Here is a 26405-nt window from a genome sequence, read left to right on the forward strand (position 1 = left end):
CGTGTGAGGGAGAGCATGCGCTCTCCCCTCGCGGCTGTCACCCCATGGTCGGGATGACGAAGGCGCTGTCGCCGGACGCGCCGCCATCGGGCCAGCGCTGGGTGATGGTCTTCACCTTCGTCCAGAATTTGATGCCTTCCATGCCGTGCTGGTTCGTGTCGCCAAAGGCAGACCGCTTCCAGCCGCCGAATGTGTGATAAGCGACGGGCACCGGGATCGGCACGTTGATGCCGACCATGCCGACATTCACCCGCGCGGCGAATTCGCGCGCGGCGTGGCCGTTACGAGTGAAGATCGCGACGCCATTGCCATATTGATGCTGGCTGGGCAGCGCGATTGCGTCCTCGAAGCTTTCGGCACGCACCATTTGCAGAACGGGGCCGAAAATCTCTTCCTGATAGGTCCGCATGTTGGGCTTGACGTGATCGAACAGCGTAGGGCCGACGAAGAAGCCCTGCTCATGCCCTTGCAGGGTGAAGCCGCGGCCATCGACCACCAGCTCAGCGCCTTCATCGATACCCATCTGGATATAATTCTCAATCTTAGCCTTGTGCGCGGCGGTGACAACCGGGCCATAATGCGCTTCGGGATCGGTCGAAACGCCGACGCGCAGCGCTTGAATGGCGGGGATCAGCTTTTCGCGAAGGGCAAGGGCGGTCTTCTCGCCCACCGGCACCACGACGGGCAGCGCCATGCAGCGTTCGCCAGCAGAGCCGAAGGCCGCGCCCGACAGGTCGTTGACGACTTGGTCCAGATCGGCATCCGGCATGACGATGCCATGGTTCTTCGCGCCGCCCATCGCCTGCACGCGCTTGCCGTTATCGACGCCGCGCTTGTAGACATAATGGGCGATGTCGGAAGAGCCGACAAAGCTGATCGCGCCAATGTCCGGATGATCGAGGATGGCATCGACCATCTCCTTGTCACCCTGCACGACCTGCAGAATGCCTTCGGGCAGACCGGCTTCAAGGAAGAGTTCGGCAAGGCGCACGGGGACGGACGGATCGCGCTCGGAAGGCTTCATGATGAAGGCGTTGCCCGTCGCGATGGCGACCCCCGACATCCAGAGCGGGATCATCGCGGGGAAGTTGAAGGGCGTGATGCCAGCGCCGATGCCTATCGGTTGGCGCATGGAATAGACGTCGATGCCCGGGCCTGCGCCCTGCGTATATTCGCCCTTCAGTGCATGGGGGATGCCGCAGCAAAATTCGATGACTTCCAGCCCGCGCTGGATATCGCCGCGCGAATCCGCGATCACCTTGCCATGTTCGGACGAAAGCAGATGCGCCAGTTCGTCCATATTCTTCTCGACCAGCGTCTTGAAGTTGAACATGACGCGAGCGCGCCGCTGCGGATTGACTGCCGCCCAGGCGGGCTGCGCCGCCTTCGCCGCCTCTACCGCGCGGTCGAGCAGGGCGCGGTCGCCCAGGGCCACACGGGCCTGAACCTGCCCATCATTGGGATTGAACACATCACTGTAGCGCGGCGCTTCGCTGTTATGAGCAAAGGCGAGCTTGTGGGAAATTTCGCGCATGGCACCCTCTCGATGAGATTTGCCTTATCATGCCGAAAGGCGATAATGCATTCAATTCCCCTTTGTTGCAGAGTTGATCTGCATTTTTGCATGGATGGCGTGTGATGTTCGATTGGGATGATTTGCGCATATTTCTGACGGTCGCGCGGCTGAAGAAGGTGGCTCCGGCGGCGCGGGCGCTCGGCATTGACGCGACGACGATTTCCCGGCGCTTGGGGCGATTGTCGCAGGCGTTAGACGCGCAACTGTTCGAGCAGACTGGCGCGGAGAGGGTGCTGACGGAACATGGCGCCGCCTTGCTGCGCCACGCCGAGAGCATCGAAAGCGCGGCGATGTCCGCGATCGTCGATGTGAAGGGGGAAAGGCACAGTCTGAACGGGCAGGTGCGGCTGTCGGTTGCCGAGGGTTTTGGCCGGTGGATATTGGCCCCTGCGATCCCCGAATTTCACGCCCGCCATCCAGGCATCCGGCTGGACGTGATTACCGCGTCGGGATTTCTAAATCCGTCGAAACGGGAAGCGGACATGGCGGTGATGCTGGCGCGGCCGCAACGGGGGCATTTGGCGGTGCGAAAGCTGGCTGATTACAAGCTGCACCTTTATGCGTCGCCCGGCTATCTCGCGGCGCGGGGTGCTCCAGTGTCGCGCGAGCGGCTGCATGAGCATGTGCTGATCGGCTACGTGCCTGAGTTTCTCTACTCGCCGGAACTCGACTATCTGGACGAGGTCTATGCGGGACTGGAAGCGTCGCTCCGGTCGAGCAGCATCGGCATGCAGCGTCAACTGATACTCGATGGTGCCGGGATCGGCGTGCTGCCGGACTTCATCGTCGCCGATGATGAGAAGCTGGTCCGCCTTTTTCCAGAAGAAGTGGAGATTGCGCGATCCTTCTGGCTGGTGACGCATCCGGAAATGACGAAGCTCGCCCGCATCCTCGCCGTGTCCGACATGCTGCGGGAAAGATCGGAAGAGCTGCTGGGCCGGGACGTTTCCATCGGTTGAAGCGCCCCGGCGAAGTTTGGTAAGTCAGGCGACCAGACGTGGCTCGACCGGGTCCTGCGGCACGCCCTTGGGCGTTCCCACATCATAGACGCGGGTCAGCAGGCGAATGAAATTGGTGTCGTGCAGCGGATCGCTCGGCATCTCGAAGATTTCGCCTCGCGCGCGCAGATCCTTCACGAATATGTCGAAGGCCATGTCGGTCGTGATGTCGTCGCTATGGTCGCGCGAAATGCGGAGGTCGTTGAGGTCGGTGTAAACCTGCGCATTCCAATGGAGTAGCAGGCGGAATTCCTGCTCCGGAATCCTGGCCACGACATCGTCGCCGGTCATGATCCGCCATCCGGCAGCCACATCGGGATCGGCCGACATGGTCGAATTGATCGCGAGGCCCGCAGGTTTGCGCTGATCGACCGGGCCACAGCCCTGCGCGGTGTGGAACATCATTTCATTTTCGACCACGACGCCGCGTCCCCACATCGGCGCTTCGAGGCAGACCGGATCATTTTGCGGCCCGTTCGGCCAATAGTGGAAGCCGCCGCCGATCGAACCCTGATAATACCAGGCGATGACCTGCGCCTTTTTCGCCTGCCAGCGCCGGAACAGCCCGGACTTTGCCATGATGTTCAGCAGCCAGATCGGGCAGTTGACCTCGTATAATCCGCGAAAATGCGTGCCATCGACATGCGGCGATCCGCCGGCCGAGCTTGGACCCTGAAGGTTGAACATTAGCTGGTCGCATTCGACATAGGGCGTGTTCCAGTAGGCGCGCGCCATGTCGAGGAACTTCTTGTTATAGAAGCAATCGTCCAGTTCCGGATAGCGATTGACGCCATTGTCGGCGAGGTAGCCCCGGAAAACCGGGTTCATGAACATCTCCCAGGTCGGCGTGAAGCCTTCTGGAATGGAGCCGGTGGATGTCGCGATCACCTCCTCGGGCGAAGCGAAATATTGCGCCAGGATCAGCGACCAGGGGCCTTCCCGGCGGACGACGTCCAGAACCCGCTGATGTTGGTCTTCGGTATAAAGATTGTCGACGATTCTGGGCGGCGCGACGGGCAGGAAAGTGGAAGCGACATCGGCGGGCATAGGCTCTCTCCAGCAAGCAATTTCCTGGCGCGAACGGCAGGGTCTGAAGACGGGAATATCCCATCACCGCTTCGCTGGCAATAATTTCCGAAAATATGTTCGACTATTCGCCGCGCCGTGCGGCCAATCCGTCGAGCGCCAGCGCCAATGTGGTGCGCCAGCGGGGGAGGGCGGTGTCGGCATAACGGTCAGGATGCGCGGCGATGACCGGTACGTCTTCCTCCGAACGCTGCCTGATCGAGGAGCGCACGGCTTCGCGATATTCCGCTTCGCCGCCTGCAACCGCGCGGGCATAGGAGGAGAGGAACGCGCCCCCGAGCACGATCAGGTCGATGGAGCGCAGCAGGTCCAGCGCGTCGGGCAGGTCGAACCCGCGTGCTAGCATGGCTTGCAGCCATTGTTCCGAACTGTCGATCTCGACCGCTGGTCCCAGATTGCCGCTGACGAGGGTGGAGACGAGCTGCCCTTCCTCTACCAGCTTGTGCAGCGCTTCGGCATATTGGGTGGCATATTCGCGCCAGGATTGGCCCTCATCCTCCGGGAAGGTGGCGGCCCCCGAAGCACGCTGCGCTGCAAGTCGCACCAGCTCCTTGCGGCCGGTGACGTAGGTGTACAGCACCGCCGGGCGGACGCCGAGCCGATCGGCGAGCGCCGCGATCCTGAGGCCATCGAGCCCCATGTCGATCGCGGCGTCGAGGATTTGAGCCAAGGTCAACCGGCGCGGCCGCCCGACAGTGCGGGGAGTGGGTGGCGGCTCCTCCACCTCAACAGAGGAAAATTCAAGATTGTCGCTGCTCATGGCCCGACCCATAGCGTTGGAAGGATCAGCCGTCGATCCGGTGGCGCGGCGCAAAGGAGGCGGTGAAGGATGATTGATCCGCATAATTATGGGCGCTTCACGACATAAAATGGGGCTGATGACGCACGGGCGCCTGCGGTAGGCATCGTCGGCCGAGAGGGGGCAGGGTATAAGGCTTTTGGAGAGGCAGGAGAGAAATCGGTGGGGACAAGTTTGGTCCATCTCATTGGAGTGGCGAGTCGACATGCGCCGGATGGTGCTTGGCCAAAGTTCCGATGAACTCAAGCGCAAGATCGGGTTGCTGACCCGATCGGCGTTCCATGATGGGCATGATCGCCAATCTCGATTTCGTGCGCAAGGCGACGCACCAATGGATGCCGCTCGGCAAGCGGATCGTTATCATTGGGGGCAAACTGGTCGTGGCCGAGTTTCTGAATGAACGTGGACGCGAGGTGGTAGTGGTGGACGATGCGCCGCGATTGGGCGCGGGTCTGACGATCGTCCGCCGGATGCGGTTGCTGGCGGAACTGAAGGAACATGGCGTTCAGCTCTATCCGGCGTCGAGTGCCATCCGGATCGAGCGCGACGCTGTCCGCTTCATCGACAAGGGCGGAGCGGAGCAGGCTGCCGCCGCCGACATGTGATCGTGGCGAAGGGCGCGACGGGTGACCTGACGCTCGCCGATCAGTTGCAGGCGCAGGGCTTTACTGTTCACGTCGTTGGCGATGCCAAAGGGGTTGGTTATATCGAAGGCGCAATGCGCGGCGCTGCACAGGCGGTGGAGGCGATAGCCGGGTGAAGGCCCGGTCTGTTTTCAAACGGAGCCAGCGGAGGGATGCGCGCTGTGGTCCGCAAACATCGATGATCGAGGCCATATGAACCAGACTGATACACGCTTTTCCTTTCAGGATGCAGAGCCTGCCTCGTCAGGCGGCGGCAACGGGACGCGCGGGAAGAAGGGGCGTCGTGGCTGGCGCCGCGCCGCGCTGATCGGTGCTGGCGCTGTCGCGGTGCTGGGTGGAGGATATTGGGCCTACAGCGCCAACCTGTTCCGGGCCAAGCCAGCGATCGATTATTCCGGGCCGACGGCGGGCTGGAGCTATTATGGCGGGGATGCGGGCGGGACGCGCTATTCGCCGCTGACGCAGATCACGCCGGAAAATGTCTGGGCGCTGAAGCCTGCCTGGACCTATCATATCGGCATGGTGACGGCGCCTGAGCCGCTTTCCCCGACATTCCAGGCGACCCCGATCATCGCGGAAAACCGGCTTTATCTCTGCTCCGGCAATGGCCGCATCGCGGCGGTGGACCCGGAGACTGGCAAGGAAATCTGGACGAAGCAGCCAAGCTCGGACAATTTCAGCACCTACCTTCTGAACTGCCGTGGCGTCACCTATGCGCGTGACGAAAGCGTGCCAGCGGGCGCTGAATGCGCGGGACGGATCTTTGCCGGGACACTGGACGGGCGGCTGGTGGCGCTTGACTCCGCCACGGGCCGCGAGTGCCGCTCCTTCGGGCACAATTCCGTGGTCGATCTGAAGCCGGGTCTGGGCAAGATAGAGCGGGGCGACTTATCGATCTCTTCACCGCCCGTCGTGATCGGCAATGCCATCGTCGTGAATGGACGGCTTACCGACAATATGCGGGTAGACATGCCCGCTGGAGCGATCCGGGCGTTCGACATTCATTCTGGCAAGCCCCTCTGGTCCTGGAACGGCCTTCCGCCGGGGATGAGTGATGCGCAGAACGCGCCAAAGGGCGAGCAATTCGTGCGGAGGACGCCCAATAGCTGGGCGCCCATGGCGGTCGATCCCAAGCTTAACCTTGTCTATGTGCCCATGGGCAACGCGCCGCCCGACCACTATGCCGCCAACCGGGCGGGCCTCGACTATTATGCAAGTTCGGTCGTGGCGCTCGATGGGACGACAGGTCAGGTCAAGTGGCGGTTCCAGACGGTTCATAACGACGTGTGGGATTATGACATTCCCGCGCAGCCGGTGTTGTTTGACCTGCCCACGGCGAACGGGCCTGTCCCCGCGCTCGCGCAGACCACGAAGGTCGGGCATATCTTCATCCTCGACCGGCGTACCGGCAAGCCGATCTTCCCCGTGGTCGAACGCCCCGTGCCGCAGGAGGGCAAGGTGACGGGCGAAAAGCTGTCGCCCACGCAACCATTCCCCGCCAATCCGGCGTTCATCATCCGCGATCCGGACCTGCGCGAAGAAGATATGTGGGGCTTTACCCCCTATGACAAATATAAGTGCCGGGAGCTGTTCCGATCCGTGAACTATAAGGGCGTTTTCACCCCTCCCTCGACAAAGGGATGGCTGCAATGGCCAAGCTTTGAGGGCGCGTCCAACTGGGGTGGCGTGACCGTTGACCCGCAGCGCGGCATCTTGATCGCCAATACCACGCAGGTGGGTGCGATCATGAAGCTGATCCCGCAGGCCGAAATCGCGTCCCGCACCGCTGCGGGAGAGGCCATCCTGCCGACCAAGGGCGCGCCCTACGGCCTGCAACTGAAGCCCATGCTGTCTCCCTTTGGCGCGCCATGCAACCGGCCGCCTTGGGGCCGCCTGACCGCGATCGACCTGAAGGCTGGCAAGACGCTGTGGAACGTGCCGCTTGGCACCACGCGCGACCAGGCGCCGCCGCCCATGTGGCTGAAGCTTGGCGTGCCGAACCTTGGCGGCAGCGTCGCCACGGCTTCGGGACTGGTGTTCCTTGGCGCGACCACGGACAATTATCTGCGGGCCTATGACATTAGGTCCGGCAAGGTCGTCTGGCGCGTTCGTCTGCCTGCGGGCGGGCAGGCCACGCCCATGACCTACCGCCTGAAGAAGGATGGCCGCCAATATGTCGTGATTGCCGCTGGCGGGCACAAATTCCTCGGCACGAAGCTGGGCGATTCCCTCGTCGCCTATGCCTTGCCGAAATAAGCTCGGGCGAGCGGCGGCCGATCAATCTTGTCGCCGCCGCGGCGTCTTTCCCATAAGAGAGGAGGAAGAGTCGCCACGCATATGGCGCGGCGCATGGAGAGCGCAGCAGTGCACGAATATGTCACTTGGACAGAGGAACGTCTTGCCACGTCTCGCATCCCCGGTGTCGTCGTTCGCCTGAACCTTCCACACGGGGGGAGTTTCCCACAGCATCTTGCAGGACGGGAGCCTACTCATCAGGTCGGCATGTGGACGTCGAGCATTTACAGGCCGCGCGGCCGATTTCGCTACGCCACCCAGTCCCACTATCAGGAATTGAAGCAGGCCACCTTTGTCCCCGCCGATATCGACTGGATCGCCGAAGTCGAAAATTCCGGTCCCCTGAAGCCCGCAATTTTCTGCGATTTCGAAAAGGAATATTTCAACGAGACCACGGGTATAGAGCCGCTCAACCATGTCGAGCAGCTGCTATATTGCGAGAATGGGAATGTCTCTCAACAGGCGTTGAAGCTTCTTGCAGATGAGCTTCGCGCGCCCGGTTTTTCCCATGCCGTGAAGGTGGATTCCTTGTGCCGGTTGATCCTCGTGGAATTGGTGCGGCAGCTTGACGATACGCACACCAATGCGCGCGCTGGCGAGGGTGGTAAGCTCGCCTCATGGCAGCTTCGCCGGATCCGCGATATCGTAGAAACCATCGAAGGACGGCCAATCACCGTCCGCCAATTGGCCGATGAATGCGGTATCAGCGCGCCGCATTTGCGTCGCCTGTTCAAGGCCAGCACGGGAACTTCCGTCAGCGCCTATGTCGATGGCATTCGGCTCGAAAGGGCAAAGATGCTCCTCGCCGACCGATCGCTTCCCTTGAAAGGGATAGCGCACCGTCTGGGCTTCGCGAATGCCAGCGCCTTTTCAGCGGCATTCAAGCGCGAGGCCGGAAGCAGCCCGAACAGATATCGTCAGCAAATCGCGTCCTGACGTCGCCAGTTGTCGAACGGTCTATCGGCGCCGTCAGTGCACGGGTCCAACAATGCTTTGTAGCTTCGTGCCTTAAGAAGGAACGCCTGGACCGAAGGCGCGTTTGCGTCCTGAATTTCAGGGAGAATGAAGATGGCGCGTATCACGTCGATGATCCTGGTCGCAGGGTTGACGCTGGCGGCGTGTAATCAGGCAAGTGAACAGCGCAATGCCGACGCACTGAATGCGGCCAAGAACGCTGCTGAAAATGCCGGCGACAGGATCGAAAATGCGGCGGAGAACGCAATCGATGCATTGAAACCAACCCCTGATGCGCAGGATTTCGTAAACCTTGCAGCCAGAAGCGATGCGTTCGAGATTGCGGCTGCGAAGCTGGCCTCGGCCAACGCCACGTCCGCTGAAGTCAAGGCCTTCGCCGTTCAGATGATCAAGGCCCACTCTGAGTCCACTGCGAAGATCAAGGCGGCAGCGGGCAAGGCACGGCCTGCTGTTATGCCCAACCCTGACCTTACCGATGGGCAGAAGAAGGATTTGGACGAACTGCGTCGGAAGAAGGGCGCGGCGTTTGACGAGGAATATATCGATGGCCAGGTCGATGCGCATGAAGACGCTCTTGCGCTGATGCGTTCCTACGTGTCGGGCGGGACGGACGCGGCGTTGAAGGCGGCAGCGGGCGAGATCGCTCCGGTGGTAGAGGGGCATCTGAAAATGGCACGGGCGCTGGAGAGCAAGACTGATAAGTGATCGCCGCTATTGGTTAAGGCGCAGCCTTCGTTCAAACCACGATCATCAGTAAACAGGGGCGGACTGTTGCCCGCCCCTTGCACTTTAGAGTCCATCGAGGCCTTTGCTGACGAGCACATTCACCGCGACGCGGCGGTTTTGCGCCTTGCCTTCGACCGTATCATTGCTGCTGAGCGGGTCCGCTTCGGACATGCCAGTGGGGGTCAGCATGCGATAGGGCTTCCAGCCGCAGGTCTGCTGAAGATAGTTGACCACCCGACTGGCCCGCTTTTCGCTAAGCGCCTGATTGAAGTCGTCGCTGCCGGTGGAATCGGTATAGCCCACGACGAGCAACAGGGCGTTGTTCATGCCGTCGGCCGCTGACGCGGTGGCGCACAGGTCGTTCTTCGCCTGCTCGGACAATACCGCCTTGCCAATGTCAAAGTTCACGTTTGTCGTGCTTTTGACGTTATATTTATCGATGTCGCCCACGCGGCTACGCAAGGCTTCCGTCGCGGCGGTCTGTTCGGCAAAGCCTTGGGCAGTGCCGCTGCGGATCATCGACGCGGTCTTCAGATCCTTGCTCTTTAGATCTATCTGACTGGCGATCAGGTCAGCACCCGACTGAAGCGTCTTGATGGAAACCGGCAGGCCGTTCAGCAGCGAAGCTGTGGCAAGCTTGCTGCGGCTAAGGCCAAGGAAACCGCCGCTGGACTTGACACGGGTCGCGTCATTGATGGTGACGACAGTGTTGGTGCCGTCGGCAGCGGTAACCTGCAATTTATCGCCGTTGCGCGCGGAAATGAGGCCTTCGACCTCAGGCCCTTCGGCGAGTTGCGCCGCTTCGGGCGCAGGGGCGCTGTAGGTCGCCGACAGATTGGCGTCAGGCGCCTCCTGCTGCGCTTCCTGCGCGAAGCTGGCCGAAGCAGTCCCGGCAGTCACGGACAACAGTAAGAAAAGTTTCGGGCTTTTTAAAATGTTACTCATTGCGCTACTCCTTCAAACTCGATCGGGCGGGCCTGCGTGATCGCAGCTTCTCGTCCGACCGCCGCATCCGTGATGTCGTAACGGCTGTCAGAACCCCCTCCATGTAGTCTCATTATGACGCGCGGTATTCGGCCGCACCTGAACAGCATGGGCGTCCTGCCTGTTCAGCCCAACCTTTCGCGGAGATGAACGCGTCCGGTCGCGCTCCGCTGCTGGGGCTGGTAGGACTGCTTCATGCGACGAACCGATGTCCGCGGAGTAAGTTTATTAACCCGAAAGTTAAGATTAAGCAATTTCCCCTCGATGCCGTGGTCGCCGCGAGGATCAGCCGCGTGACTCGGACGGCCAGAATGCCACTGGAGCTGCCAAGGATTTTCGGGCATGCTGGCGCATGCTGACGTAGGGGGCTTACGCGGTTGAAATATCTTGATTTCATCTCGTCTGTTCCTCCGCCTGCATTGCCGATCGGTGCTCAGGGCTATCTTCTGACGGTTTCCGATTCCAGTGCGCCCAAGATCCACAGGGTGGAATGGAACCACCCAGCCGCTGAACAGGGGGAATAGTCCATGTCCGAACGGCAGTTGAAGGCGTGGCAGGACGCAGGGCTGATCGACGCCGATACCGCCGAGCGCATTCGCGCGTGGGAATTGACGCATAGTCGGCCTGTTGGATTGTGGGCGATCGTCGGCCTGGGTGCGTTGACGATCGGCTTGGGGATCATCTCCGTCGTCGCCGCGAATTGGGACGTGATACCCGGTGAGACGCGTCTGGCGATCCACTTCGCCCTGATGACCGGCTTTGCGGGGCTTCTTTGGTGGTATTTGCCCAGGGTATCGGCGAAAAACCATTATTTCAGCGATGGATTGCTGTTCGTGGCTGCGGTTCTGGGTCTCGCTTTCTTTGGCCATGTCGGGCAGGTGTATCAGACCTCCTCGCCGCTCTGGCAGCCGCTGCTGGCGTGGCTGGTCATTTTTTCGCCGCTGCTGCTCCTGTTTGGAAGAGGCTGGCCGATCGCGGGCCTCTGGCTGGCGGCGATAGTCGGCACGGCATGGTCTCACGCCGACGAATATGGTCATGCGTGGGCATGGGGGCAGCATGTGCCCCAGCCCGCCTTTCCAACACTCTATTGGGGCCTGATCGTTTGCCCGCCGATTGTGGTGGCTGCCTTCGCCGCGTTCATGCGGGACCGGAGTGACCGGCCCGCCTTTTGGCGCTTGCTGGAACAGCTGGCGATCAGCGTGATCCTTGCGGGCATCAGCATCGCCATCATAGCAGGCGGCTGGGGCAGCCGAACCCACGCTGCCCTCGGCAGCATCGCCATACAGAGTCTGGCCCTGATCGGTGCCGCCGCGATCATATTCCGCGTCACGCCCACACGATCCGGGGCAGCGACGGCGGGGATATTGGCCGCTGGGGCGCTGCTGCATTTCGCGCAGGCCTTGCTGGTCGATCTGCACGGCCCGATCCGCAGCCCTTGGATCGGAGCGTCATTCTTCGTCATGCTGTGGGGTGCCGTGGCCGCAGCGGCTATCTTCGCCCAGTGGCGGCGGCTGTTCCAGGGGGCGATCGCACTGGTGGCGCTGCGCATCATTATTTTGAGCTTCGAACTTAATGACAGCCTGCTTGAAAGCGGGGCGGGCCTTATATTTTCCGGGGCTTTCGCCATTGCGGTGGCGTGGTCGACTGTCCGTATCTCGAAACGCTATGCACCGGCGGGAGGGATGGCGGCATGAAAAGGCTTGCGGCATCGCCCCGCCTTCTGCTCGCTGCCGCCCTGCTGCTGCCGATCACGGCTTTGGCTTACAGCTGGATCGCGACCTATCGCCTCGCGCAGCAAGGGCAAGAATGGCTCATTCCCATTCGGGGTTATGATCCAAGGGATTTGCTTCGCGGGCACTATATTCAGTATCGATATGACTGGCCCGTGGAGGCATCGCGCGACGGTCACAACGGCGGCAAGACTTCCTTTGATGCATCGCTTGCACCTGAATTATGCATTCAGGGCACCGCGCCGCATATTGCCAGGGTTCGCCAATTAAATCCCATTCCAGGTCGTCCCGATGCTCAGCAAATAACGGGGTGCGCGATTATCGTTCGTGCTTCGATTGGCACGCGGCGCGAGGTGCGGGGATTGGATTCCGGCATATTGTTCACGTCGCAAGCTAATGTGATGTCTTTGTCGCGCCGATTGGCGGACGCGGACGAGCAGGGTCTGGTGCGCGTCAGGATCAGGCCGGATGGGGTCATGCGGCCGGTAAGTCTGGAATTCGGAAAGCGTCAGCACTGAGACTGATCATTCTTTCCGCTATAGTGACATAAGTGCATCACAATTGTGTATTGCTCAATTGCGTAGTTTGTTTCCATATTCTACTCTGAAGATCGACCGCCTGAACAAAGGCGGCGAACTAAAATAGGAGGGGATTTTGAAGAAGCATTCCGCACTGCTTTTCAACAGCGTAGCATCATGCGCGGTTCTGATAGCCACACCTGCCTTGGCGCAGGACGCGTCAGGCACCCAACTCGGTGCAACCGCCGACATCATCGTGACGGCCCAACGCCGCGCCGAACGTGCGCAGGACGTGCCTATCGCGATTACGGCTTTTTCGCCCGAACGACTTCAGCAACAAAACATCACCCAGTCGCAGGATTTGAACGCCAGCGTCCCGTCGCTGGTCGTCGGGTCCGCAGGGCAGGGTTCACGCGACTCCCAAACATTTACGCTGCGCGGTCAGGGGGCCACGTTCCAGGCGTCGCCTGGCGTCGTCCTTTACCTGAACGAAGTGCCGCTACCTGCCCCGATCACACTCAGCCAGCAGGGCGGGCCCGGCAACTTTGTCGATCTTGAAAATCTTCAGGTGCTCGCCGGTCCGCAGGGCACGTTGTTCGGTCGTAACACCACAGGTGGCGCGATCCTTCTCGTGCCGCACAAGCCGACGAACGACTTTTCAGGCTCGCTGCTTGCGAAATATGGCAATTACGAAGCCAAGGAGATTGAAGGCGTCATCAACGTGCCCGTGGTCGAGGACAAGCTGCTCGTCCGCGTCGTCGGCGCCTATCATGATCGCGACGGCTATACCCATGATGTGATCTGGAACAAGGATCGCGACGATACGCATTGGTATTCGGGACGCATCGGTATCACCTTCCGCCCGACCGAGCGCATCGAAAATTACCTGATGGCCTATGGCTCTTATTCGCGCTTCAACGGCACGGGGCTTATCAATAAGGGTTTCAATATAGAAGCAATGAAGTCGCTCGTGGATGGGAACGGAAACCCCACTCCTTTTTGTGCTGAAGGTCCCGTTGCAGGCAATCCGTTCTCCTGTGACGTTTATCGTGCGGCTACTGCTCAGGCTGACGCGCTAGGGCCGCGCCAGACCGCGCATGGCGTCGATGATTATCAGAAGACCAAGACCTGGGGCATCACCGATACCCTGTCCTTCGATCTCAACGACGAACTCGTGCTGCGCAACATCGTCAGCTTTCAGAAGTTCAAGAGCTTCTACCGCTACGACGGCGACGGCACCGTCTTGCAGCAATATGATGTCGATCCCTACAAGCTGCCCGCGCCGGGGCAGGTCACGCTTCCGGGTGCGGGAACGCCGGTCGTGTATAATAATACGTCGCCGGTCACGCTGCCGCGCGATAGCTACAAGCAGTTCACTGAAGAATTCCAGATCCAGGGCACCTATCTGGACAACAAGCTGACCTTCACGGCGGGCGGCTTCTACTATAGCCAGAAGCCTGACGGCGATCAGGCAGGCAGCGCCATCAACTATTGTCCGGCGGTAATTACCGGCACGCCAATTCCGGGTATCCCGCCCGCTTGCGTCGCCAACGCAACACCGGGCTACGTCGCGACGACCTCAAAGGCGCTCTATGCGCAGGGCACATTCGATTTCGGAGCGATGACGCCGTCTCTCGACAGCCTGCGGCTTACCGGCGGTTTCCGCTATACCTGGGACAAGATCAAAGGCTTCTCGCAAAGCTATACGCCGACCCTAACCGGACAGTTTATCTGCTCGGCGGACTCGTCGTTGGTGGACGCGATCTCGGATTGCAACTTCACCGCTTCGTTGAAGAGTAAAGCGGCCACCTGGCTCGTCGGGCTGGATTACAAGCCGGTTCGCGACCTGATGGTGTTTGCCAAGGTCAGCCGCGGCTACAAGGCAGGCGGGTTCAATCCTTACGCGGTTCGCGAAACCACCCGCACGTTCGAACCGGAAAAGGTCACCTCTTATGAGGCTGGGTTCAAATCGGACTTCCGGGTCGCCAGCGTGCCCGCCCGGTTGAATGCTTCCTATTATTATTTGAACTACGAGAATATTCAGAAGGCAACCGGCGATTTCAACACCGTAACCTTGGCCAGCGGCGCGCGGATCAACGCGGCGAAGGCCCATGTTTCAGGTGTCGAGGTCGACGCGTCCATCCGGCCGTGGAAGCCCATCGAGATTGGCGGCAATTTCAGCTATACGCGCTTTAAATATACCGAATATACTTTGCCATCGAACGGCTTCCTGGCGGATTGTTCCGGCACGGCGCTGCCGCCTGGAACGCCCACGGACCTGACCTGCCTGCCCGGTCAGTATGTCGTGCCGTACATCTACAGCTTCCACGTAGCGGTGAACCTGCCCATCGCGGAAAGGCTAGGAAACCTATCCTTCTTCGTGAACTATGCGCACAATTCGTCGCAGCATACCGAAGCCACGGTCGTTGCGCCGCAGCAGCCGGGCGAAAAGCTGGACGCCTTCGGCTTGCTGAACATGTCGCTGGACTGGAACAATATCGCAGGTTCCGGCTTGGATGCAGGATTGTACGTCACCAATGCCACGAACAACCTCTACCGGATCAGCAACACGGACGTGTACCAGGGCGGCTCGTTGCTCTCCTGGGCAACGATCTACGGCGAGCCGCGCATGTATGGCCTCAAGCTTCGCTATCGTTTCGGCGGAGAATAAGGCTTAAAAAAACGGGACGGCGGCCATGACGGCCGCCCCATTCTGTACCCCCGGCCGGTTCAACAGCGTTTGCGTTGGACCGGCCGATCTGTTCTGGCGCTCGATGTTCTACCAACAACCGACCGTGACAAGATGCCGGAAGCCCCCCACCGATCAGTGTTCGTTAGCGGCGAAGGCGCCGATGCCGGTCTCGGCCCGTACGCGTTGCGCCGCATAGCCAGCCCTGTCGATCGCCCCGCGTGATGAACGATCGAAGTGCGAGATCAGCCAGATAGCAAGGAAGCCGGCTGGCACTGAAAATATCGCAGCAGAGCTGTACGGGAAAGGAGCCGGACCAAGGTTGAAGGTGCTTGTCCAGACCGTCGGCGACAGCAGCGTGAGGATGAAAGCGGTAAGCAGGCCAATCGTGCCGCCCATGGCCGCACCACGTGTCGTGCAGCCATTCCAGAGAAGGGAAAGGATCAGCACGGGGAAATTACCCGACGCGGCCAATGCGAAGGCCAGGCTGACCATGAAGGCCACATTCTGCTTTTCGAACAGGAGACCGAGCAACACCGCCAACGCGCCCAGCGCGAGCGTGGTCAAACGCGACACGCGCAATTCGTCAGCCGGGTTCGCCTCGCCATGTTTCAGCACGGTTGCATATAGGTCATGGCTGATCGCGGAGGCAGCCGACAGGGTCAGCCCCGCGACCACCGCAAGAATAGTCGCAAAGGCGACCGCGGATATGAAGCCGAGGAAGAGATTCCCGCCGATTGCATGGCCAAGATGGATCGCCGCCATATTGCCTCCACCCCGCAGCGCGCCTCCGGTATCCAGATAGGCAGGCTGCGTCCCGACTAGCACGATCGCACCAAAGCCGATGATGAAGGTGAGGATATAGAAATATCCGATCCAGCCGGTCGCCCACAGCACGGATTTGCGCGCTTCCTTTGCATCAGGCACTGTGAAGAAGCGCATCAATATGTGAGGCAAGCCCGCCGTTCCCAGCATCAGCGCGAGGCCGAAGGAGATCGCGGACACTGGGTCCTTGATGAAGTTGCCCGGCGCCATGATCGAACGCCCTTTATCAGCAGCATCGGCAGCGCTGGCGCCCGCATCGAATGCCCCAGTCGTCTTGACCTCAACGGCCCTGGCGAAGAGCGCCTCCAACGAGAAGCCGAACCGCGCCAGCACCATCACGGCCATGAAGGTGGCGCCGCCAAGCAGTAGCACGGCCTTGATGATCTGGACCCAGGTGGTCGCGCGCATACCACCGAACAGGACGTAGAGCATCATCAATGTGCCAACGATCACCACCGCAACCGCATATGGCAGGCCGAACAGCAATTTGATGAGCTGTCCTGCCCCCACCATCTGAGCGATCAGATAGAAGCTGACGACCAGAAGCGTGCTGACCGCTGCAAAGCTGCGCACCGGCGACTGGGCAAAGCGGTAGGAGGCTACATCGGCGAAGGTAAAGCGTCCGAGGTTGCGCAGCCGCTCCGCCATCAGGAACAGCAGGATCGGCCAGCCTACCAGAAAGCCGGTAGAATAGATGAGCCCGTCATATCCGTCCAAGTAGATCTGCGCTGAAATGCCGAGGAAGGACGCCGCCGACATATAATCGCCCGCCATCGCGAGGCCATTCTGAAAGCCGCTAATGCCTCCGCCCGCTGTATAGAAGTCCGAAGCTGTGCGTGTGCGCGCAGCCGCGACCTTCGTGATCCACAACGTCAGCCCGACAAAAGCGACGAACATGCAGATCGCGATCCAGTTGACGGGCTGGCGTTGAGCCTGTCCTTCCAGCGCGGCCGCAAAAGCGGGGAGCGGGGCCAGCGTTATCGAAGCCAGGGCGATCGCTAACAAACGCCCCATCACGCGCTATAGTGCTTTCGGCGGTGTTCCTGAAGAATTGCGGCCATTTGTTCGTCATGATGACGATTGGCGTGCGCGACGTAGATTCCGGTAAGCGCGATCGCCAGAAGGATGAGGCCAAGGCCGACGGGTATTCCGACCGACGTCACGCCACCAGCAATAGGTGCGCCAAGCGCTGCCTTTTCGAAGGCGATCAGCAGCAGATAGCCGATAAACGCAAGGAAGATGATGGCGGACAGCCACCAGCCAAGACGCGAGCGCCTCGCCACCAGGTCAACATAACGCTGATCGGCCGCCACACTGGCGACCAAGGCATCCTCTCGCGCATTCATCACACTGCTCCCCCTGCAATATCATCATGCTAGGCGCGGCGCCCATGATTGCAATAGCGTCTGCCCAATTTGGAAGATCTTCACGAAGCGCGGGAGTCCGCCGCTTGGAGCGTGAAAGCAGCCTCACCCGCCATCTGATAGCTGAAGCAATTTGCGGCGGAATTCGGTTGGGGCCATGCCGGTCCATCCGCGACAGGCACGACGCAGCGCGTTGGAATCGCAAAGGTCGAGCCGTTCGGCTATGTCCTCTATCGACAAGCGGCTGTTGGTCAGCATGTCGATGGCCATTTCATGGCGCAGTTCGTCCCGGATCGCACGGAAGGAGGTGCCAGCGCTATGCAGCCTGCGCCGCAGCGTCATCGCCCCCACGGTCAGGTGTCGGGCCAGTTCTTCGAGTGAGGGGAGCTTGCGCCTTTCCCGCAATGCCATCGCCATAAAGTGACGCGAACGGCGGACGATTTCCAGCGGATCCTCACCCGACCGCAACCCGAACAGGAAATTGAGCGTCGGCAGCGCTTCGCAATCGGCCATGGTGCGGATGACCGGCTGATCGAGGAGGGCTGCAGCAAAGCGCATTTCCAGCTGGTCTGCGTCCAGCAGCAGATCGAACGGCAGCAGTTGGCCGTCCAGATGCCGTCGGGCGAATTCGGGGAAATCGAGAGCCAGTGCGCCTTCCAACGGCTTGCCGATAAGCCAGCTGAAAATGGAGTGGAACATCAGTTGGCCGTGCAGAATGACGATGAAGTCCATTTCTTCATCATCGCTGCGCGCACCCGTATATGACAGGCAGGCCTGTCCGCTTGTCCGCTTCAACGTCATGTTGCCCATGCCCCCGTCGATCGCCAGCAGCAGTTCCTCCGTCCGCATGATGGCTTCGCGCAGGGTGCGGCTGCCGACCAGGCAGTAGAAAAGCAGGCGCCAGTCGCCGCCACGAAAAGGGAGCCGTCCGGTGGCGTAGGCCTGCATATCGGACAGTTCCACGCTGGCACGGGACGAAAGCTTTTGCAGACTGGCGATGTCCAGAGACGGGAGGGTGGCGATCAGAAACCGGTCGAGCGGCTCGTCAAACCCGTTGACCCTCAAGACGCCGACCGCATTTCCCCCGCGTCGTGCGATAAGGCGAAGAAGGCGCGCCACGATGTGATGGCCTGGCTGCCCGATGTCGCTGGAAAGCGGACCACGATCTTGATCGCATCCTCCTCGGGGCGCGGCTGCGTTCACCACGATCTTGTCCATCATCCTCTCTTCTCGCCGCCAAGAAAATCTAACGATGTAAGGGAGTCAATGAGGGGCATGGTCGTGCCTGTTCCACATCATGGAATTGGACAGCGAAATATTTGATCTACCCACCGGATTCGGTGTGAAGATGAGCCGTGCTTTAAAGGGGGCGTAGCGCCCGGATAGATTCCGGGCGCTACTGCGCGCGGTGGCAGACGACTGACCAACCGCCTTTCCGAGCGCTCAACCCGAAAGATCATCGGCGCACTTCAATGCGTGAATTCGCAAATGTTGCGTGGGAGGTCTTAAACAAAAAAGGTTCAGCGCGGCGTCGCTGAACCCTGAGTTTGGGGGAGACGTAGGCAGTCGCGACCGGGGGATCGCCTTAAGCAATCCCCCGGCCAGTCGATCACCAGTTGAAGCGCAATGTCGCACCAAATTCGCGCGGCGCCGTGATGTTCGCCACGCGATAACCGGAGTCGAACGGGATGGTGCCAAGGGTTTCGAAACCGGGCAGCGCGCGCGTTCCGACCTGGAAGTTTCCTTGCGACACGCGTTGTGCTCGGGTCTGATTGAGCAGGTTCTTCACGAACAGGTTTAGCTCCCAGCGATCTTCGCCGCGAAGACCGACGAACAAATCGATCTTGGTGAAGTCGCGATAGGTGTAGTTGCTGTTTTCTGACTTGAATCCTGGACGATAGGACAGCAGCCCGCGAATGAACGGTGTTAGTGAGCCCATACCGAACCGGACTTCGCCATTGCTCGACAGGCTGAGCTTCGGAACGTCAGCGATACGATCATTGCGGGTGCAGGTGGCGACTTGCTGACCTGCTGGTACGCTGGGCGTGCCACTCGAATCCGGTATGCCATCACCATTGAAGTCATTACAATAAAGTTTAGCGTTATCGTAATGCGCATCAGCGTAGGTGGCGTTCACGTTGAGATCGACCCATTGCGAGGGCTGGAAACCAAGCTGAACTTCGACGCCTTTGCTGATGGCGTCACCAAAGGTCGGTAGAGGCGCTGTCGCTGTATCCGTTTGTCCGGGCGCACGCGTCGAATTGGTCGTAAGGCCGGGTGCAAAATCCACATAATTTTTGAAAGTCTGGTAGAAGGCTGCGATGTTCAACGTCACCTTTCGGTCGAACAGGCTCGACTTGAGGCCAATTTCGAAGCCGTCCGAAGTTTCATCGGGGGTTTGCAGATATTGCGGATCAAGAGTTGTAGTCACGCCTGTCGCTGCAACGCCGGGGCGAAATGATCGGCCATAATTGGCGTAGAGGTTTAGGTCAGGATTGACTGTCCAACTTATCGCCGCGCCGCCGGTGAGGGCGCTGGGTTTAACCACGCTAGGCGTTACGGACGATGAGGGAGTCCCTCCTCCAATTACAAGAGTTGTGGTCTGCGTCCGGGTCGTCTTTCCCCAAGTTTGACGTAGACCGCCAGTGATTGTCAGTCCATCTACCACTTCATAACCGATCAAGCCCGATACAGCGTAGGATTTGCTGAGAATTGGTAGAGTGACCGCGACATCGACGGGGACTGTGTAAATCTGCGGAGGTACCGCGCCCGGACCGGTCATTCCGGGGAAGATCGTCCCGAACGGATCGGTAAAGAAGACGTCGTTGCTTTGATTTACGCGGACGTCGTTGAACTTTGAATAATCATAGTTCGCGGCAATTGCCCAATTCAGCCGAGAGCCGCTAGGTGACTGGAGGCGAAGCTCCGTCGTCCATAGATCGTAAGGCGTGTGTACATGCTGGTTCAGCTGATAACCGGGAACCGCATTGCCTTCGTCCTGATCGCGTTGCTGTTCCAGCCGCGTCTTCTGATATCCTCCATTGAATACCAGTTCGGCCCAGCCAAAATTATAATTGGTGTTGAGGGTGACAAGATGCGTTTCATTGGTGAACCGCAGTGCGCCTTCGCTTACCGCCAGGCGATCGTTAAGGCTGATCGCGGGACCGCTGCGCAGCGGAAAGAAGCTGTTCGGGCTGGGCTGGTTGCCCGGGCCGAATACCGCGCGGAACGGCCGCGTGTCGGTCCAGAGATACTGGTAGACAAGGTCCGCGCGGAAGTCGGACGACGGCTCCCAAGCGAGCGAAATGCGACCGCTCATCGTTTCGTTATATGACTTGCGCCCATCGACATTCTTCACCTGACCGGCACGGTTGCGATCATAAAGCAATGCGCCCCGGACGGCCAGGCTGTCCTGAATGATCGGAACGGATGCCGCGCCCTGGAAGTTGCTAGCGTGCAGATCGCTGGCTGCGACCTGTGCATAACCGGTTGGCTTGCTCAGGTCTGGACGGGCAGAGCCGATGACGATCGAGCCTGCGGGGGAAACCTTGCCACGGAACAAGCCCTGAGGACCACGAAGAACCTGGATCTGGCCGAGATCATAGATTGCGCTGAAGAAAGTGTTGGGATCGACGTCGATCTCATTGAAATAGACCTGAACCGCGTCGCTCGACCCACTATCGGGATTGAACGAGATGCCGCGTAAGGTTGCGATGTTGCTGCGGCCATCGCCATTTTCGAGCGTAAGGCCCGGGACGATGTTCTGAATTTCCTTGACGTCGAACAGATTGAGCTTGGCAACTTGCTGTCCTGATACGACGTCTACTGCCAACGGCGTTTGCTGTAACGTCTCGCTACGACGTGTCGCTGTGACGATGATCTCGGCAGCACTTGGTTCGGCAGCGCCTTGCTCAGCTTGCTGCGCAGCGGCGCCGCTGGCAATGGCCAGCCCGCAAGCGCAACTCAACAGCTGTATAAGATGACGACCTCTTGATCTCTTCATAGTCCCCTCCATTTTAACCCCGAAACCTTTTGTTCGGACATTGAGCGATTCAGGGTTATATAAGAGCGAGAACATCCCCAGAAGTGGCCATTCCACCATGTGGAACGGAATCACGAATTCTAATCATCTTCAGTTCTTGCCGAACGTTCCGATATAGAGTCCCGCCTGATGGCCCGACTTTCCGGAGGGGTCCTTGATCGCGAAGGCAATGCGGCGGCCGTCGGGGGACACCGTCGATTGATGCGCCTGCGCGCCGGACGGGCTGATGTTGGTCAGCGCCCGGCGTGATTTGCCATCCATGGTGATGACGAAGATATCGAAGCCCTTGCCGGAATTCGCCGCGGCGATCTCCGCTGCACGGCTTTCGCCCTTGAAGCGCAAAATCTGCTCGACGCCCGGCCTGATATGCCCGCTTATTCCGCGATAGGGGCCATCCGGATCGGAATGAATATTCGCTTCCTCCAGGCCATAGCGTTCGTCGGGAAATACGTGGGTTTCGTTATGGGAAGGAGTGGCATAGACCTTGCTCACCGCCTTGGTCGCGATGTTGACCTTATACATTTCGCTGTCCAGCGCCGCCATTTCGGTGGTCCAGAACATGACGCTGCGCCCGCCATCGATGAAGTCATAGGCCTCGGGGAAGCTTGCCGGGCCGGGCTGGCCGGGGCGGTAGCTATAGGCGGCCTGCATGTCGGCAAGCCGCGCGGTCCTGCCGTCACGAACCAGCCGGGCCACGGTCAGGTCCAGGCCAGTCGCCGAAGGACGCGACCAGGATAGGTTGATCGATCCATCGGCGTTGGGTTCACGCGCTATGGCGATGTCGCCCATCGCCCCACTGTTGAGCGAAACCGGACGGGCCAGCGACTTCGACATCCAGAACAGCTGGGTCCGGGTGGCATCGGCCGCGCCGCCGCTGCCCCCCTTCATGCCCGGCGCCGCTTCGATCAGGAAGCTGTTGTCGGGCAGATAAAATATGCGGGTGACGAACTGCGTTTCACCGAATTTACAGGTGAGGCAACGCACTTTTTTCGTGCGTACGTCGATTTCATACGCCGGGCTGTCGACCAGATCGTCTTTGGTGAAGGCAATGCGACGGCCATCGGGCGACCAGTTGGGCCGGTTGCCCCAGTCCAGGAGGCGTTCCTGATGGAAGGGGGCAGTCAGATAGTCGATTTTCGTATCCTTGGCCGTGGCGGCAGGCGCTGCCGTCAGCGGCAGGACAGCGGTCAACAGCGCCGCGCTCAGAAGTTGAGCAGCAATGCTGGACTTCCTGCGCTTGATAAGGTTCGTCACGTTCAGGCTCCTTGAGTTCAATATTCTAGCTGGTGTGTGCAATGGCCGTATCCAGACCATGCAGCACGGCGATGCGATCCGGGATGGAGGCCGCCGCGCCGAGTGACTGAACGGCGATAGACGCCGCCATGTTGGCCTCCGCCGCGGCATGTTCGATGCGATCGCCCCGCGCGAGGCCAGCGGCGAGATAGCCACAGAAGCAGTCGCCTGCTCCAGTTGTGTCGACCACAGCCGTGGGCCATCCCGCTATGCGCTGGACGCCGCTGGCCGCAACGATCGCCACGCCATCCGCGCCCAATGTCACCAACAGGGTTTGGCCATGGTCCAGGCCAAGCATGGTCTTGCTCGACAGCAATCCTGCGTTGTCCAGCCTAGGGACGCCCTCAGCACCCGTCAGCAAGGCCAACTCGCTTTCATTGACAATCAGCAGATCGCAGAGCGGCAGCAGCTGGCGCGCAGCGGTTGATGCGGGCGCAGCGTTGAGGATGGTGCTGGCTCCAGTGGCGCGAGCATACTGAAACAGCGCTAAAGTAGCGGGAACGGGCGTTTCCATCTGGGCGAGGCAGACATCATCCGGGCCAAGATCAATCTCGGCGAAGGTGGCATCGACATCCGCATTTGCCCCGGCGACATGAATGATCTGATTGTCCTGCGGCGATGTCGCCACCAGCGCGCAACCGGTGGGGGAGGAAGTGGTGCGCACCCGGCTCACATCGATGCCATGATCGGCAAGCGCCGCGACCATCTGCGCGCCGTCCTCGTCCGCCCCGACCGCGCCCAACAGGATGCAATGCGCACCCGCACGCGCTGCGCCGACGGCCTGGTTCGCCCCTTTGCCGCCCAGCTGGCGCGTCAGATTTTTCCCTGACACGGTTTCACCCGCGCAGGGCAGACGCGGAGCGGTGACCAGAAGGTCGAGATTGATGCTGCCCAGCACCACGACCTTGCCCGCGCGCGCCGTCGTCATCCGCCTTGCTCCAGCAATGCAAGCTTGGCAACGCGACGGCGGAAATGTTCTTCGTCGCTGAACTGCGCGGCCAGGAAATGGCGAACGATGTCGAGGGCTATCTGCGGGCCGGTGATCCACGCGCCGATGCACAATACATTGACGTCGTCATGCACCACCGCCTGCCGCGCGACATAGGTGTCGTGCGCGACAGCGGCGCGGATGCCGCGAACCTTGTTAGCGGCGATGCATGCCCCAGCGCCCGTGCCGCACAGCAGGATGACGCGATCGGTCTCCCCAGCCAGGATGGTTTGTACCGCCCGGCGGGTAATGTCGGGAAAGTCCACTGGCTCTTCCGACTGCGCGCCGACGTCGATGATGCGGCCGCTGTGGCGGCCTAGCAGGTCCAGCACTGGCGGGCGCAGCGGGAAACCGGCATGGTCGTTGGCAAAGCCGATGACGTCCCGGAAAGGTATATGCTGTTCGTCCCCCGACAATGTTTCTGGCTTGCGCATCGATCCCCCGAATTCCCCGCCAGTGCCGCTTTCGCAGCATTTCACCGACAGAATCGAACCTGCCCACTGGCGCTTTGATTGCACTGTGGTATTACCAGTTTGGAATCCGATCAAGGGGGAGGACCGAATGACGCGTGGCAGGGAGGATGCGATGGGGCGTGGAAGGCTGGCAGCCTTTTGCGTCACCGCGCTCGCGATCCAGGCTTATGCGACGCTGGTCACGGTGTTCCTGCCCGAATTCTACGCCAATGCGCTGGCTCTGCCGGTCGGGGCGGTGGGCGCCGCCTTCATGACGGTGCGGGTGTTGGACCTGATGATCGATCCGCTGCTCGGCGGAATGATGGACGCGACGCGATCGCGCTGGGGGCGCTACCGTCCTTGGCTGGCGGCGAGCGCGCCAATTCTCATGCTGTCGACTTACGCCCTGTTTCAGGCGGAGCGAGGGGTCGGCATGGCTTATCTTTGGGCGTGGCTGTTCATCGCCTTCATCGGCTTTTCGATGATCGTGCTGTCGCATCTGGCCTGGACGGCGACCCTGTCCACAGGATCGGCGGAGCGGACGCGCATTTTTGCCTGGTGGCAGGTATTCGCGACGGCAGGGCAGTTTTCGATCCTCGCCATATTGCCGGTGGTCGCCAGTGCCTATCCCGGCGATCCGGCGGTAGGGATGCATGCAGCCGGTTGGGTAATGATTGTTTTGATCCCCGGCGCGATCCTGTTGGCGCTGCGGACCACACCGGAAAAGCCACCTGCGGCAGGTGCTCAGGCGGCGCTCGCCGTGCGGGATTATATCGCGCTGTTCTCGCAAGGGCCGGTCGTTCGACTGGTGCTGGCCGACCTGCTGATCGCCTTGTCCACGGGCGTCGCCAATGCGGTGGCGTTGTTCTTCTACATGGGGCAGCTTGGTTTCGACCGGGCAGTGGCGAGTACCCTGATCCTCATTGCCTATGCCGCCGCCTTTGCCGGGACGCCATTGTTCGCCAAGCTGGCCGGGCGGATCGGCAAGGCGCGGGCGTTACAGGCGGGCGCGTTCATTCAGGCGTTGCTGCAATTGGGAATGGCGGTGCAGCCCGCCAATTCCTTCTGGCTGACGGCGGCCAATGTCGCGGCGCTTGGCCTGTGCATCCCGATCGCCTGGTTCCTGCCCCGTGCGTTGATGGCCGATGTCGCCGACGCTACTCGCGCGCGCTTCGGCGTCGATCGCACGGGGCTGCTCTATGCGACGCTCAATGGATCGATGAAGCTGGCGTTGGGGCTGGCGGTGGGTCTAGCCTTCCTGTTGCTCGCCTGGCTCGGCTTCGATCCCGCCCATGCCAGTGACCCGCGCAACGCCCTGCCGCTGCGGAGCTTGATCGGCATTGTGCCAGCGCTCTTTTCGCTGGGCGTAGTCCTGTGCATGATGCGCTACCCTGAAACATCCCTGCGAGAGGCGAGCCGCCAGGCCGCGCTCGCCTGAAACTTCGAAAAGCCGAAAGAGATTGCCAATGAACCGTCGCGACCTGCTCAAATCCTCTGCTCTCCTGATGCTCGCAGCCGGTGTTCCTGCGGCTGCGCGACGGAAATCTGCTCCCCTGCTGGGGGAAGATGGTCCGGGCGTGCAGCTCTATATGTTCGAACCCGACCTGTATCGTGACCTTGACAGTACGCTCGCCGCGATCGCGGCGGCAGGTGTGCGATCGGTGGAGCTTGCCTCGCTGCACCGTAATACGCCGACACAATTCCGCGCCGCCCTGGACAAGTCAGGTTTGAAATGCCGCAGCGCCCATGTCGCTGCTTCATCGTCGGTGCCCGGCGCGAGCGGGCTGAATTTCGACAATCTGGACAAGCTGGTCGAGGATCTGAACATATTGGGATCACGCAATGCCGTGCTGCCGCTGTTCCAGTTCCCCAAGGACCCGAAATGGGGTCCGCCGGTGTCCTTCATGTCGCTGATGAAGCCGGGCGGCCCGCCGGTGCCAGCCGAGCGTTATGAACGCATGGCCGACTTCCTCAATGAAAAGGGTTCCTTCCTCAAGAAGCATGGCATCCGCATCGGCTATCACAATCATAATGGAGAGCTGGCCCCGCTGGGCGACAAGACCGGCCTTCAGATCCTGCTGGAAAAGACCGACCCGCGCATCGTTGATTTCGAAATGGATGCGGGCTGGCTGGCGGCGGGCGGGCAGGACCCGGTCGCCTGGCTCAAGCGCTATCGCGGGCGCTTCACCCAAATGCATGTGAAGGACATCGCGGCGGGAACCGAGGTTAATTATCATATGCAACAGAAGCCGACGGAGGTGGGATCGGGCACGATGGATTGGCCCGCCATCCTGAAGGCAGCGCAGACTGCGGGCGTGCGCAACTTCTTTGTCGAGCAGGAGCCCCCATTCTCCGGCGCGCGCATCGACTCGCTGAAGAAGAGCCTTGCCTACCTTCGCACACTGGAGACTGCACGATGAA

22 protein-coding genes are annotated in these 26405 nt (G+C 60.6%); 11 read left to right on the plus strand and 11 right to left on the minus strand.

Features of this window, described 5'->3' with window-relative positions; all coding sequences use genetic code 11:
* Positions 1-37: 37 nt before the first annotated feature.
* Positions 38-1534, minus strand: coding sequence for a CoA-acylating methylmalonate-semialdehyde dehydrogenase (locus ACZ5TH_RS15065; RefSeq protein WP_464795730.1), 1497 nt, complete (start codon positions 1532-1534; stop codon positions 38-40).
* A 104-nt stretch (positions 1535-1638) separates the two neighbouring features.
* On the opposite strand from ACZ5TH_RS15065, the gene ACZ5TH_RS15070 reads away from it, so the two are divergent.
* Positions 1639-2535, plus strand: a complete 897-nt coding sequence (locus tag ACZ5TH_RS15070) for a LysR family transcriptional regulator (protein ID WP_464795731.1) — start codon at positions 1639-1641, stop codon at positions 2533-2535.
* Positions 2536-2559: 24 nt separating this feature from the next.
* Here ACZ5TH_RS15070 and ACZ5TH_RS15075 read toward each other — a convergent pair whose 3' ends face one another.
* Positions 2560-3621: a hypothetical protein gene (locus ACZ5TH_RS15075; protein ID WP_464795732.1), complete on the minus strand. Its 1062-nt coding sequence runs from the start codon at positions 3619-3621 to the stop codon at positions 2560-2562.
* A 103-nt stretch (positions 3622-3724) separates the two neighbouring features.
* Positions 3725-4420 (minus strand): TetR family transcriptional regulator, encoded by a 696-nt coding sequence (locus ACZ5TH_RS15080; RefSeq protein WP_464795733.1) that lies wholly within the window; start codon positions 4418-4420, stop codon positions 3725-3727.
* 329 nt (positions 4421-4749) lie between these two features.
* Between ACZ5TH_RS15080 and ACZ5TH_RS15085 the strand changes: the two genes are divergently transcribed.
* The 5 genes from ACZ5TH_RS15085 to ACZ5TH_RS15105 all read left to right on the plus strand — a co-directional run bounded on the left by ACZ5TH_RS15085 (position 4750) and on the right by ACZ5TH_RS15105 (position 9078).
* On the plus strand, positions 4750-5064 hold the full coding sequence (locus ACZ5TH_RS15085; RefSeq protein ID WP_464795734.1) for an FAD-dependent oxidoreductase: 315 nt from the start codon (positions 4750-4752) through the stop codon (positions 5062-5064).
* Entirely contained in the window at positions 5061-5219 is a 159-nt protein-coding gene (locus ACZ5TH_RS15090) for a hypothetical protein (RefSeq protein ID WP_464795735.1), read from the plus strand. Before ACZ5TH_RS15085 ends, ACZ5TH_RS15090 begins: the two co-directional genes overlap by 4 nt.
* Before the next feature lie 76 nt (positions 5220-5295).
* Entirely contained in the window at positions 5296-7359 is a 2064-nt protein-coding gene (locus ACZ5TH_RS15095) for a pyrroloquinoline quinone-dependent dehydrogenase (protein WP_464795736.1), read from the plus strand.
* Positions 7360-7452: 93 nt separating this feature from the next.
* On the plus strand, positions 7453-8334 hold the full coding sequence (locus tag ACZ5TH_RS15100; RefSeq protein WP_464795737.1) for a helix-turn-helix domain-containing protein: 882 nt from the start codon (positions 7453-7455) through the stop codon (positions 8332-8334).
* Positions 8335-8466: 132 nt separating this feature from the next.
* A complete protein-coding gene (locus ACZ5TH_RS15105; RefSeq protein ID WP_464795124.1) occupies positions 8467-9078 on the plus strand; it encodes a DUF4142 domain-containing protein in 612 nt (203 codons plus the stop codon).
* Positions 9079-9162: 84 nt separating this feature from the next.
* Here ACZ5TH_RS15105 and ACZ5TH_RS15110 read toward each other — a convergent pair whose 3' ends face one another.
* Positions 9163-10044 carry an OmpA family protein gene (locus tag ACZ5TH_RS15110; protein ID WP_464795125.1) on the minus strand — a complete coding sequence of 294 codons (882 nt, stop codon included), beginning with the start codon at positions 10042-10044 and terminating at the stop codon, positions 9163-9165.
* Between the two features lie 566 nt (positions 10045-10610).
* Between ACZ5TH_RS15110 and ACZ5TH_RS15115 the strand changes: the two genes are divergently transcribed.
* From ACZ5TH_RS15115 to ACZ5TH_RS15125, 3 genes are all read left to right on the plus strand, one after another.
* The gene (locus ACZ5TH_RS15115) at positions 10611-11777 is read left to right on the plus strand and encodes a DUF2157 domain-containing protein (protein ID WP_464795126.1); all 1167 of its coding nucleotides are present in this window, start codon (positions 10611-10613) and stop codon (positions 11775-11777) included.
* Between the two features lie 62 nt (positions 11778-11839).
* The gene (locus tag ACZ5TH_RS15120; protein ID WP_464795127.1) at positions 11840-12331 is read left to right on the plus strand and encodes a GDYXXLXY domain-containing protein; all 492 of its coding nucleotides are present in this window, start codon (positions 11840-11842) and stop codon (positions 12329-12331) included.
* 136 nt (positions 12332-12467) lie between these two features.
* A complete protein-coding gene (locus tag ACZ5TH_RS15125; protein WP_464795128.1) occupies positions 12468-15002 on the plus strand; it encodes a TonB-dependent receptor in 2535 nt (844 codons plus the stop codon).
* 153 nt (positions 15003-15155) lie between these two features.
* On the opposite strand, the gene ACZ5TH_RS15130 is transcribed toward ACZ5TH_RS15125, so the two are convergent.
* The 7 genes from ACZ5TH_RS15130 to ACZ5TH_RS15160 all read right to left on the minus strand — a co-directional run bounded on the left by ACZ5TH_RS15130 (position 15156) and on the right by ACZ5TH_RS15160 (position 23966).
* Complete coding sequence (locus ACZ5TH_RS15130; protein WP_464795129.1) at positions 15156-16859, minus strand: cation acetate symporter; 1704 nt, start codon at positions 16857-16859, stop codon at positions 15156-15158.
* Positions 16859-17191: a DUF485 domain-containing protein gene (locus ACZ5TH_RS15135; RefSeq protein WP_464795749.1), complete on the minus strand. Its 333-nt coding sequence runs from the start codon at positions 17189-17191 to the stop codon at positions 16859-16861. The genes ACZ5TH_RS15130 and ACZ5TH_RS15135 overlap by 1 nt, the downstream gene beginning before the upstream one ends.
* 123 nt (positions 17192-17314) lie before the next feature.
* Entirely contained in the window at positions 17315-18328 is a 1014-nt protein-coding gene (locus tag ACZ5TH_RS15140) for a helix-turn-helix domain-containing protein (RefSeq protein ID WP_464795130.1), read from the minus strand.
* Positions 18329-18818: 490 nt separating this feature from the next.
* Complete coding sequence (locus ACZ5TH_RS15145) at positions 18819-21326, minus strand: TonB-dependent receptor (protein ID WP_464795131.1); 2508 nt, start codon at positions 21324-21326, stop codon at positions 18819-18821.
* Between the two features lie 15 nt (positions 21327-21341).
* Positions 21342-22505 carry a hypothetical protein gene (locus ACZ5TH_RS15150; RefSeq protein WP_464795132.1) on the minus strand — a complete coding sequence of 388 codons (1164 nt, stop codon included), beginning with the start codon at positions 22503-22505 and terminating at the stop codon, positions 21342-21344.
* Between the two features lie 25 nt (positions 22506-22530).
* Complete coding sequence (locus ACZ5TH_RS15155) at positions 22531-23472, minus strand: ribokinase (RefSeq protein ID WP_464795133.1); 942 nt, start codon at positions 23470-23472, stop codon at positions 22531-22533.
* Positions 23469-23966 (minus strand): RpiB/LacA/LacB family sugar-phosphate isomerase, encoded by a 498-nt coding sequence (locus tag ACZ5TH_RS15160; protein WP_464795134.1) that lies wholly within the window; start codon positions 23964-23966, stop codon positions 23469-23471. The genes ACZ5TH_RS15155 and ACZ5TH_RS15160 overlap by 4 nt, the downstream gene beginning before the upstream one ends.
* A gap of 127 nt (positions 23967-24093) precedes the next feature.
* On the opposite strand from ACZ5TH_RS15160, the gene ACZ5TH_RS15165 reads away from it, so the two are divergent.
* Positions 24094-25422, plus strand: coding sequence for an MFS transporter (locus ACZ5TH_RS15165; protein WP_464795135.1), 1329 nt, complete (start codon positions 24094-24096; stop codon positions 25420-25422).
* Positions 25423-25450: 28 nt separating this feature from the next.
* Positions 25451-26404 (plus strand): sugar phosphate isomerase/epimerase family protein, encoded by a 954-nt coding sequence (locus tag ACZ5TH_RS15170; protein ID WP_464795136.1) that lies wholly within the window; start codon positions 25451-25453, stop codon positions 26402-26404.
* Position 26405 lies beyond the last annotated feature (1 nt).

Source organism: Sphingobium sp. TomTYG73 (assembly GCF_055394245.1).